Annotated in this window: 9 protein-coding genes; all 9 read right to left on the bottom strand. The window is 50.1% G+C overall.

What is annotated here, in order from left to right; translation table 11 throughout:
• Positions 1-67 precede the first annotated feature (67 nt).
• Entirely contained in the window at positions 68-1,594 is a 1,527-nt protein-coding gene (gene garD / locus MHB72_RS01550; RefSeq protein WP_254122271.1) for a galactarate dehydratase, read from the bottom strand.
• 88 nt (positions 1,595-1,682) lie between these two features.
• A complete protein-coding gene (locus tag MHB72_RS01545; protein ID WP_154495802.1) occupies positions 1,683-2,384 on the bottom strand; it encodes a FadR/GntR family transcriptional regulator in 702 nt (233 codons plus the stop codon).
• Positions 2,385-2,490: 106 nt separating this feature from the next.
• Positions 2,491-3,858: a glucarate dehydratase gene (gudD, locus tag MHB72_RS01540; RefSeq protein WP_216921624.1), complete on the bottom strand. Its 1,368-nt coding sequence runs from the start codon at positions 3,856-3,858 to the stop codon at positions 2,491-2,493.
• Between the two features lie 37 nt (positions 3,859-3,895).
• Positions 3,896-5,272 carry an MFS transporter gene (locus MHB72_RS01535; RefSeq protein WP_020449998.1) on the bottom strand — a complete coding sequence of 459 codons (1,377 nt, stop codon included), beginning with the start codon at positions 5,270-5,272 and terminating at the stop codon, positions 3,896-3,898.
• Positions 5,273-5,312: 40 nt separating this feature from the next.
• The gene (gucD, locus tag MHB72_RS01530) at positions 5,313-6,779 is read right to left on the bottom strand and encodes an alpha-ketoglutaric semialdehyde dehydrogenase GucD (RefSeq protein WP_216921627.1); all 1,467 of its coding nucleotides are present in this window, start codon (positions 6,777-6,779) and stop codon (positions 5,313-5,315) included.
• 20 nt (positions 6,780-6,799) lie between these two features.
• A complete protein-coding gene (gene kdgD / locus MHB72_RS01525) occupies positions 6,800-7,726 on the bottom strand; it encodes a 5-dehydro-4-deoxyglucarate dehydratase (protein ID WP_123032484.1) in 927 nt (308 codons plus the stop codon).
• Positions 7,727-7,920: 194 nt separating this feature from the next.
• Positions 7,921-8,655, bottom strand: coding sequence for a twin-arginine translocase subunit TatC (gene tatC / locus MHB72_RS01520; RefSeq protein ID WP_059230742.1), 735 nt, complete (start codon positions 8,653-8,655; stop codon positions 7,921-7,923).
• Between the two features lie 75 nt (positions 8,656-8,730).
• A complete protein-coding gene (locus MHB72_RS01515) occupies positions 8,731-8,943 on the bottom strand; it encodes a twin-arginine translocase TatA/TatE family subunit (protein ID WP_020449994.1) in 213 nt (70 codons plus the stop codon).
• Between the two features lie 22 nt (positions 8,944-8,965).
• Entirely contained in the window at positions 8,966-10,717 is a 1,752-nt protein-coding gene (locus tag MHB72_RS01510; RefSeq protein ID WP_216921629.1) for an alkaline phosphatase D family protein, read from the bottom strand.
• Positions 10,718-10,849: the final 132 nt, after the last annotated feature.

Here is a 10,849-nt window from a genome sequence, read left to right as displayed (position 1 = left end):
CCACTTTATACTTCTTGTTAAAAACGAGTTCACAATTAAAAAAGCACCTTATCAAGGTGCTTTTCGATCAAGTCACAGGCGCGGGGTTAAACAAACACAAGTCATTGGAGAGTCCCCAATGTTCCGCCCATGTTTTTCTTCCGCTTGCGACGTTAAGGATCGTCCTGAAAATTTCCCAGCCGACTTCTTCTATTGAAGCTTCACCTGTTGCGATCCGTCCGGCGTTAACGTCGATTAAATCGCGCCAATCTTCTGATAATGACTGCCGGGTTGCCACTTTCATAACCGGAGCCATTTCAAGGCCGTACGGCGTTCCTCTTCCGGTTGTAAATACTTGCAAATGCATGCCCGAAGCCAGTTGCAGGGTGCCGCATACAAAATCGCTTGCAGGTGTCGCTGCAAAAGTGAGTCCCTTCTGTACAGCCCTTTCACCTGGCGCGAGTACGGCATTGATCGGGCTGCTTCCCGATTTCGCGATCGAGCCGAGCGATTTCTCAACCACGTTTGCCAGCCCGCCCCTTTTGTTCCCTGGCGACGGATTGGCGCTTCGGTCTGATTCGCCTCTTTCCAGATAGCGGTCATACCAAGCCATTTCCCGAATCAGGGCGCGGCCGACTTCTTCATTGACAGCGCGCGGTGTTAAGAGATGAACGGCATCGCGGACTTCAGTGACTTCCGAAAATAAAACCGTGGCCCCTGCCCGGACGAGTAAGTCGGCCGCATATCCCGCCGCGGGGTTTGCGGTCACTCCTGAGAAAGCGTCGCTGCCACCGCACTGAAGGCCAATCACCAGGTCTGAAGCGGGACATGTTGTCCGCTTCCGTTCATTCAGCCTTTTTAAGCGCTCTTCGGCCATTTCCATAATCGATTGTATCATTTGCTCAAACCCTCGCCGTTCCTGTAATGAAAGAATGTTTTCAGCGTCTCCTTCCGGCTCTATCCTCATCGGAAGGAGCTTCTCGCAGCCGAGTCCGATCACCATCGCTTCCCCGCCGAAATTAGGGTGTCTGGCGATATTTTGAATCGTTCGGATCGGGATTTTGGCTTCCGGTGCATTAATCGCCACACCGCAGCCGTACTGATGATTTAATGCAGCGACACCGTCAACGTTCGGATATTTTGGAAGCAGTTCCTCTTTAATTCGTTTAACCGCGTAATCGAGAACGCCTGCGACGCATTGCACGCTTGTCATAATGCCAAGCACGTTTCTCGTGCCGACGCTCCCGTCTTCATTCCGGTATCCTTCAAATGTGTACCCTTCAAGAGGGGGAGCGGGTTTTGGAACTTTGTTGGCGATGGGCAGTTCATCGAGCGGCGGAGCTTCCGGAAGCATGATATGCGACTCGGAAATCCCCCCGCCTTTTTCGATTGGTTTGACGGCATAGCCGATAACCTCACCGTAGCGAATAACGGCTCCGCCCTGTGTAATGTTTGTTAAAGCCACTTTATGACCTTGAGGTATCCATTCCTGCAGTTTAAGCCCGCAAGGAAACACCGTCCCTTTCGGCAGTCCGCCGGCATTGACGATGATTGCGGTATTGTCTTTTTCGTTCACCTTAATGTACAGCGGGGTTTCAGTTTGATTGACAAGCATAAGTATTGATCAACTCCCCTTTTCGATCAGCGCCTTTCCACAGCCCTTCTCCCGCTGCGGCACATGTTAGAAAGCGCTGTCAAACAACTTAATGATTGTTTTTTTCATCACGAAGACCATTCAGTATTTTGTCACGTACAAATTTTAAGTGCTCATACATATGGTGATAGGCTTGATATGGGTCCCTTTGTTGAAGGGCTTTCAAAATATTCGTATGATATTCGACAGTCCGGTCCCTTTCCCTGTATGGAATCTGGCTGTCGATTTTGGCGTGTGTGATCAAGAGTGATTGAATCATGCCCTCAAGCACCGGGTTGTTCGCGCTCAAAGCGATAATCCGGTGAAATTCTTTATCTGCTTCTCCATAATGATTATCCGTGCTGTTTGCAATGATATCGATCGTTTCCTGCAGCCTTTCGAGCTGACTGTCATTGATCTTTTCTGCGGCGATCGTGACAAGCCCGAGTTCCAGCGCCATCCTCGCTTCAATAATGGCCGGCAAATTATCAACCGCCAAAGCTAGCATGACAGAAAACGGTTGGATGCCGATTTTATCATTAAAATACGTGCCGTCCCGGGTTTTTCTTTTAATAATTCCGAGCGTTTCGAGTGATATTAAAGCTTCGCGGAGAACGGGTCTGCTCACATTCAGTTTTTCCATGAGCTCGATCTCCGTCGGCAGTTTGTCCCCCGGTTTCAATTGGCCGCTTGATAATAAATGGACGATTCGTTCTACAACCTGTTTCGCCAATGTCTTGCGATTGACTGATTCGACCTGCAATGTTTCCATATCTTCTTCCACGACTGTGGGCCCCCTTTCAGTTGTTCATATTGTAAGACAAAATATCGCGTATGACAATGTCGGCTAGGGGCCTCTCAAACCGTTGTTTCCGCAATTAACGAACAAGACAAGGACGTTTAGGGTCGAAACGCCAATTTTCAATCAAAAACTGCATGGCAACGGCATCATTCCGCTCGCCTGCTTTCATTTTCTCATACCGTTCATTTGCTTTTTCCACCTGTTCCATGTCGATTTCAATGCCGAGCCCCGGCTGATCAGGAACTTGGACATATCCGTCAGCAATTGAAAAAGGCTGTTTTGTCAGATGCTGTCCATCCTGCCAAATCCAATGCGTATCAATCGCCGTGATGTCGCCGGGAGCTGCTGCGGCAACGTGGGTGAACATGGCCAATGAGACGTCAAAATGGTTATTGGAGTGAGAACCCCACGTCAGCCCCCATTCATGGCACATTTGGGCAACGCGGACAGATCCCTGCATCGTCCAGAAATGCGGATCTGCCAGCGGTATATCAACAGCGTGCAGTTGTATCGCGTGCCCCATTTGCCGCCAGTCTGTCGCAATCATATTCGTCGCTGTCGGAATGCTTGTCGCACGGCGGAATTCGGCCATGATTTCCCGACCCGAGTATCCGGCTTCCGCTCCGCAAGGGTCTTCCGCGTAGGCGAGCACATCCCGTTTTCCCTTACAAAGCGCAATCGCTTCTTCCAATGACCACGCGCCATTCGGGTCAAGGGTGATTCTCGCCTCGGGAAACCGTTTTGCCAAAGCGGATGCCGCCTCGATTTCTTCTTCTCCCGAAAGGACGCCGCCTTTTAATTTAAAATCATGAAAACCGTATCGTTCTTGAGCTGCTTCAGCAAGACGGACGATCGCCCCGGGTGTCAACACTTCTTCGCGGCGGAGGCGGAACCAATCGTCACTTGCCTCTTGCTCACTAATATAGGGAAGCGTTGTGCGCTTTCGGTCGCCGATGTAAAACAAATAGCCGAGCATCTTCACTTTTTCCCGCTGCTGGCCTTCCCCCAAGAGCGACGCTACAGGGACGCCGAGAAATTTCCCGAGCAAATCGAGCAAAGCCGCTTCCAATGCGGTCACTGCGTGTATTGTCGTCCGCTGGTCAAAGGTCTGCACCCCGCGGCCTCCGGCATCCCGGTCTTTAAAACGACGCCTGACAGACTGCAAAATCGATTGAACAGCGCCGAGCGGCTGACCGATGACAAGCGGCTTCGCCTGCTCCAGCGTCTGGCGGATCCGTTCGCCGCCCGGAACTTCGCCGACACCGAGAGCGCCTGATGAATCTTTTAAAATCACGATATTCCGTGTGAAAAAGGGGCCGTGAGCTCCGCTTAAATTCAAAAGCATGCTGTCGCGCCCTGCCACGGGTATGACCTGCATATCAGCAATTGACGGTGTTTGCGATGCTTTCTCCTCTTTTACATGCTGGTGGATGTTTGTATTCATATCGATTTAGCCTCCCTCTTGTTAAAGCGCTTACATTTCATGTGGATAAAGTGGTGTCCGCAGGGTCTTCCTCTTTCTGCAGTTCGATGCGCTTGATCGGCCCGACGAGAAACAGATAACTTAATACCGCGGCAATCGCGTTGGCACCGACAAACACAAGCGCTCCGTTAAATGAGCCTGTCGCATTCACGATATATCCGATGATAATCGGTGTCGTGATGGACGCAATATTTCCGAAGGTGTTGAAGATGCCGCCGCTCAAGCCGGCACACTCCTTTGGCGAGGTATCTGACACAACCGCCCAGCCCAGCGCGCCAAATCCTTTTCCGAAAAAGGCAAGCGACATGATGGAAACGACCAGCCAAGATGAATCTGCATAGTTGCATACGATCATCGAGCAGGACATCAGCATGCCGAGGATGATCGGTGTTTTTCTGGCAACCGTTATCGAGCAGCCCTTTTTCAAAAGGAAGTCTGACACGAACCCGCCCAGCAATCCTCCTAAAAATCCGCAGATTGCAGGAAGCGATGCGACAAAACCCGCTTCAAGGATCGACATACCGCGTGCCTGAACGAGATAGACCGGAAACCAGGTCAGAAAGAAATAGGTCAACGTTGTGATGCAGTATTGGGCGATATACACCCCGAGCAGCATCCTGCTTCTTAAAAGCTGCTTAATGTAAGGCCATTGGGACTCCTTTTCCTTCTTTTCCGCGTTCTTTCCCTCATCCATCGAGACAAGCGCGCCGCCTTCTTCGATGTACGCCAGTTCGGCGGCATTGATTCTCGGGTGTTTTTTGGGTTCGTAAATCGTTTTCAGCCAAATAAACGACATCGCAATCCCCAGAGCACCCATAATGACAAAAACCGTATGCCAGCTGAATGAGTGGGCGAGCCACCCCATCAGCGGTGAAAAAATGACAAGTGCAAAGTACTGCGCCGAGTTGAAGATCGCCGATGCTGTTCCGCGTTCAGAGCTTGGAAACCAGGAAGCCACCACCCGGCCGTTGCCCGGGAAGGACGGCGCTTCTGACAGACCGACGAGAAACCGGAGCGCAAATAAAAGGATAACGGCCGTTCCCGCGGCGAAAAAGCCAAGCGTTCCCTGCAAAAGGGTAAACAATGACCAAAAGAAGATGCTGGCGGCGATGATGATTTTCGACCCAAAGCGGTCGAGCAGCCAGCCTCCGGGAATTTGGCCGACAACATACGCCCAGCCAAATGCGGAAAAGACATACCCCATCGCCACCGAACTCAGCCCAAGCTCATGCTGCACAGAATCGCCGACGATCGAGAGTGTCGCACGGTCGGCATAATTAATGGATGTGACGAGAAACAGCATAGACACGACAAACCAGCGGACAGAACTTCTTTTCCCCGCGGTATGGGGGGAGGCTGCACGATTTTTTTTCATAGCATCTTCTCCTTTATTCATTTGTACCGAAACGATTGATTTACGGTTTGACAAATACGGTTTTCACAGCTGTAAAAAATTCTTTTGCTGCCTCCCCCTGTTCCCGTGAATGTGAGCTCGATTGTTTAACGCCGCCGAATGGCGCCTGCAGTTCGACACCGGCGCTTTCGGCGTTGACGCGAATGAGCCCCGCTTCAATTTCATCTATGAATGACAGCATCCGGCCGATGTTTTGCGTAAAAATGGAGGCGCTCAGGCCAAATTTGACGTCATTGGCCGTCTCCAAAGCTTCCTCAAGTGTATCCGCCTTGATTAATGCGATGACCGGGCCGAAAATTTCTTCTTGGGCAATCGTCATGCCGGAAGTGACATTGTCAAAAATGGCTGGCCTGATATAATAGCCGTTTTCGTATTTTCCATCTGCCAGCCTATCGCCGCCGAAAATGAGGTCCGCTCCTTCTTGCTTTCCTTTTTCAATATAGGACAGGCAGTTGTCAAGCTGCTGTTTGTTCGCAATCGGTCCCATCCAGACCTCTTCTTTTAAGCTGTCGCCGATTGTAATTTCTTTTGTTTGTTGAAGCAGCTTTTCTTTAAACCGGTTATAAACACCGTTTAAGACGATGACGCGGCTTGTCGCCGTACACTTTTGACCCGTCGACCGAAACGCTCCGCTGATGACCGCTTCAACCGCACTATCAAGGTCGGCGTCATCTGCTATGATCACCGGGTTTTTGCCGCCCATCTCAAGCTGATACTTCGCCCCTCTTTCAAACGCCGTCCGGCCGATAATTTTTCCGGTTTGGTTCGACCCTGTAAATGTAATTCCGTTCACATCCGGGTGTTCGGCAAGCCTTTGGCCGGCCGATGATCCTGGCCCTGTCACCGCATTGACCACGCCTGACGGAATCCCTGCTTCCTCAAAGCACGAGATAATTTTAAGGCAGGTGACTCCGGTTTCTGTAGCCGGCTTGATGACGACCGTGTTTCCATAGATGAGGGCAGGCGCCATTTTCCAAATTGGGATGGCAATGGGAAAATTCCAAGGTGAGATGACGCCGACGACACCGAGCGGCACCCTGTCGGTGTACATGAAAGCGGATGTGTCGGTGGAGGGAATCACATCGCCCGTTTTCCGCATTCCCTCTCCGGCATAGTATCTGAGAATCGCGATTCCCCGCGCTGTTTCTCCTTTTGCTTCAGGCAGTGTTTTCCCCATTTCACGCGTCGCACACTCGGCAATTTCATTGAGGCGCTGTTCCATGATATCAGCGGCCTTGTAAAGAAATTGACCGCGCTCCGCTCCCGACAGCTTTCTCCAAGCCTTTTTGGCCTGCTTGGCCGCTTCAACCGCCCGGTCTACATCCGCAATCGAAGATTTTTGCACAAGCCCGACGATATCCCGTGTATCTGCCGGGTTCAAGCTCTGTTCCATCCCGCCCGATTCAGCCTTCACCCAGCGGCCGTTGATAAAGTTAAAATACGTTTTATTTTCAGCTGCAACAGACATCTTCAAATTCCTCCTTTTGTTTATAGGGCAGCGGTCGTTTTCGGATAACGCGCCATCGCGTTTTTCAGAATGTTTTCGAGCTGCCGGCAATGTTCTTTTTCCACCGGAACGATCGGCGGTCTTGCCGTGTTTTTCACATGAAGGCCCATGATTTCCATACCGGCTTTGATCAAAGACACGGCATAGCCCTTCCGAAGTTTGCGGATCTCGTTAATCGGCATGATGACATGCTCATAAATCTCTTTGACAAGCTGGTCGTTGCCGTTTAATAATGCCTCATAAAACATCCTTGAAATATGAGGAATATAATTGGATATCGCCGAAGAATACGACGTGAAGCCAATCGGAGCATAGGCCGGCATCGTGACTTCAGCCATCGGCATTCCGTTGAGCCAGCCCAGCCTGTCTCCTATCGTATACGACAAACTGATATTCAACGCCATATCCCCTATGCCGTCTTTGAGCCCGACAAGCTGCTCGAGATCGGTCAGCCGCTGAATCTGTTCAAGTGTCAAAACCGCATTGTCTCGCTGATAAATGATGGCGTTTAAATCCGTGCTTTCAATGATTGTTTTCGTATACTGATAGAGGCCTTCCTGCTCTCCGTGTATCAAGTATGGCGGGAGAATCAGATAGCCGTCAGCCCCTTTTTCCTCGGAAATCCGCGCCCATTCCAAAGCGGTGCTCAAGTTGCCGCCCACTCCTGTGTAAACAGGCACCTTCCCGCCCGCCGCCGAGACGGCAATTTCGACCATTTGCTCATATTCCTTTGCGCTGAGAGACTGAAATTCTCCTGAGCCGCAAGCGATAAAAACCGCCTCAAGCCCTTCATCCAATAAAAAGCGGATGTTTTCGTAAAGTGCTTCTTCTTCCAGTTTTCCTTCCTTGTTGAAGGGTGCCACCGGGAAACCTAATATGCCTTCCGGCGCCTTCCGTAATTGACTCATCTCCGTCATCCCCCTGTCGTTCATTTCCTGAGAAAGCGTTATCATTCAGTTGAAATGCGATGTTTCTGTTTTAGAAAATCCCTCCATTCATCTTTTTGTTTAATTGTAAGACAAATAAACAAATTGTCAATATCATTATTTTCTGATTTTTTTATTTCAAGCAAAAAAAAAGAGACTGAAGACACGGTCCGTCTTCAGCCTTGGGCCTCAGCCCCTGGTTGCACAGCGGTTTTTTTCCGGTAAATCAATGCCGATAAAGAGATGCTTAATTCGTATAATACAAGCAGCGGGACGATCACCAACACATCCGAGATAAAATCGGGCGGCGTGATCACAACTGATACGACGATCAGCGCAAAATAAGAAATTTTTCTCATTTTACTGAGCTTGGCCGGATTTAAAATCCCGAGGCTCGTTAAAAACATCACGATGAGGGGCATTTCAAACAAAAACCCGAATGGCAGTGTCAGGTTCATCATAAAGCGAAAATAATGCTCCGCCGTAAACATCGTTTGAAAATGGCCGGCGGATAATCCGATTAAAAACTGAAGAACGAGCGGAAAGAGCACAACATAACCGAATACAATCCCTAAAATAAAAAAAGTGAACAGCCCCGGAATATAAAATAATGCCGTCCTCCGTTCGCGGTCGGTCAGCGCAGGCGCCACAAACCGCCATGTCTGAAAAGCGGCCACCGGTATGGTGGCTGCGATCGCCAGCACCCCCGCAATCATCATATATACCCAAAGAATATCCCCCGGCCCCAGTACAGCAAGCTTTTCATCAAGGTCTCTGATCAGCCAGTCATAGATGTCCTGAACAAACAAAAAGCCGGTGATGAGGAACAGAATAAACGTCAGAAGCGTTTTAATGATTCGCTGGCGCAGCTCTTCAAGATGGGCAATCAAATGTGTTTCCCTTTTTTTCACCTTCGACTTCCTCCCCTTCACATGCTAAACAGAAAAAAAGAACAGACGGGTTCACCCGCCCGCTCTATTGATCATCTATTTTGCCGATGGATCGCTTTGCTTTTTCACATTAGTCTCTTGTCCGATCTCATTGTCATCGGCAGATACTAATGACTTTGTCGCGCTTTTGAATTCGGTCAGCGTTTTTCCAAAAGCCCGGCCGATTTCCGGAAGCTTTGAAGGCCCGAAAATGATCAGCGCAATTACCAGAACCAGGATGAGACCCGGAATACCGATATTTGAAAGCATTTTGCTGTCATCCTTTCATTGATTACTGGGTTACTTTTTTCTCCTTTTGCTTCAATTGCTTCTGATGGGCTCTTGTATGTGCGAGGAAACGGTCTTCTTCGACTTCGTTTGACTTCTTCACGCCTCCAGGCACAATGTTGGAAGCGATACGTTTCAGCCCTGTGTAGTCTTTATGATAAACATAGGAAGCTCTTGTCGAAATCGCGGCACCCGGTTCTGTCACATATGGGACCACGCGGTAATCTGTCCGCCATTCTTCCGGTGTGACCGTACAGCGCACATAGCCGCGGTAATCATTGAAAAACTTTATATGAGGATTGTTCGATAAAATCTTATCCGTATCCGCTCTTTTATCAGCGCCGTTTCCTCCAGATGTAATCGACGTCCCGACGAATTCCACACCGAAGATGTCCGATTTTGGATTGTCAAAGTCAACGAGCAGGTTATTTGCCCAGCTGGCATGCACATCACCGGTGAGGACGACGATGTTGTTCAGTTTTTGAGATTTGATGAAGTCGATCACCCGCTTGCGCTGAGCAGGGTATCCGTCCCACGAATCCATGCTGTAAATTGGCGCCGCGCTTGTCCCAAAGTTCCATTGCGCAAAGAAAATCTGCTGTGCGATAATGTTCCAGTGCGCCCCGGAACGACTCAGGTTGTCAAACAGCCAAGCCTCCTGTTCGGCTCCAAGCAACGTCCGCTTCGGATCATTCGATTCATCAGAAGGAGGCTTATTGCCATCTCCATTGGCTTGGTCATCGCGATACTGACGGGTATCAAGCACGCTAATGTCCGCCAGATTTCCGTAGGAAAAATTCCGGTACAATTGCATATCAGGACCGTTCGGCAGGGATTTGCGGCGGAGCGGCATATGCTCGTAATAAGCTTGGTATGCGGCGGCACGCCGTTTAATAAACGCTTCTACTGACTGGCCTTTTTCAGGGATGACATTCGCGTAGTTGTTCTCCACTTCATGGTCGTCCCATGTGACAACCCACGGGAAGGCGGCATGCGCGGCTTTCAAGTTTGCATCTGAACGGTATTGGGCATGGCGGTTTCGGTAATCAAGCAGCGACATGATTTCAGGACCGCTGTGTGTCCTGACATTGCCTGTTTTTGAAACATATTCATTCGGACCGTACTCATAAATATAGTCGCCGAGATGAAACACAAGATCGAGCTTTTCCTTCGCCATATGCTGATAGGCGGTATAATAGCCGTGTTCGTACTGCTGGCATGAAGCAAAAGCGAATGTGAATGTAGCAACATCTGCCCCTGCCGCCGGAAGCGTTTTTGTCTTGCCGACGGGGCTCAGCTGGCTGCCGCATTTAAAGCGGTAATAGTACACATGATTCGGTTTCAGTCCGGATACCTCAGCATGTACCGAGTGTGCAAGGTGCGGTGTCGCTTTTTCGGTTCCCCGTTTGACGATACGGCGGAAGCGTTCGTCTTCCGCGACCTCCCATTTCACGGATACAGCTTCATTCGGCATCCCGCCCCCGTTTAGCGGATCGGGCGCCAGCCTTGTCCACAACACGACGCTGTCAGAAAGCGGATCTCCCGATGCTACGCCAAGTGTAAACGGATATTCGGAGAATGTCGGTGCTGCATTGACTTCCATTGCCCCCATCGATTGCGCAATTGCAAGTCCGAGCGAAAGCCCGGCTATTTTGCCGGCCCCTTGAATAAAACGGCGGCGGTCAAACGTATTGTCCTTGAGGCTTTCCTCGCTCAGCTTTTTCATCCATTCCTCCAGCGGTCCTTCATGTGTCATTCGTATTACCCCTCTCTATACAAATGATTGATCGGGTTCTATTATAGGCAGAGTTTATTAACGAACTGTAAAGTATTGTAAACAGGAGGAGAGACGCGGTTGATGGTCCATCAAGTCGCACCGCCAGTAGAT

It is taken from the genome of Bacillus sp. FSL K6-1284, from assembly GCF_038002625.1.
Lineage (GTDB): Bacteria > Bacillota > Bacilli > Bacillales > Bacillaceae > Bacillus > Bacillus paralicheniformis.
Note: the sequence above shows the minus strand (reverse complement) of the source record. Positions and strands in the feature narration are given on the sequence as shown.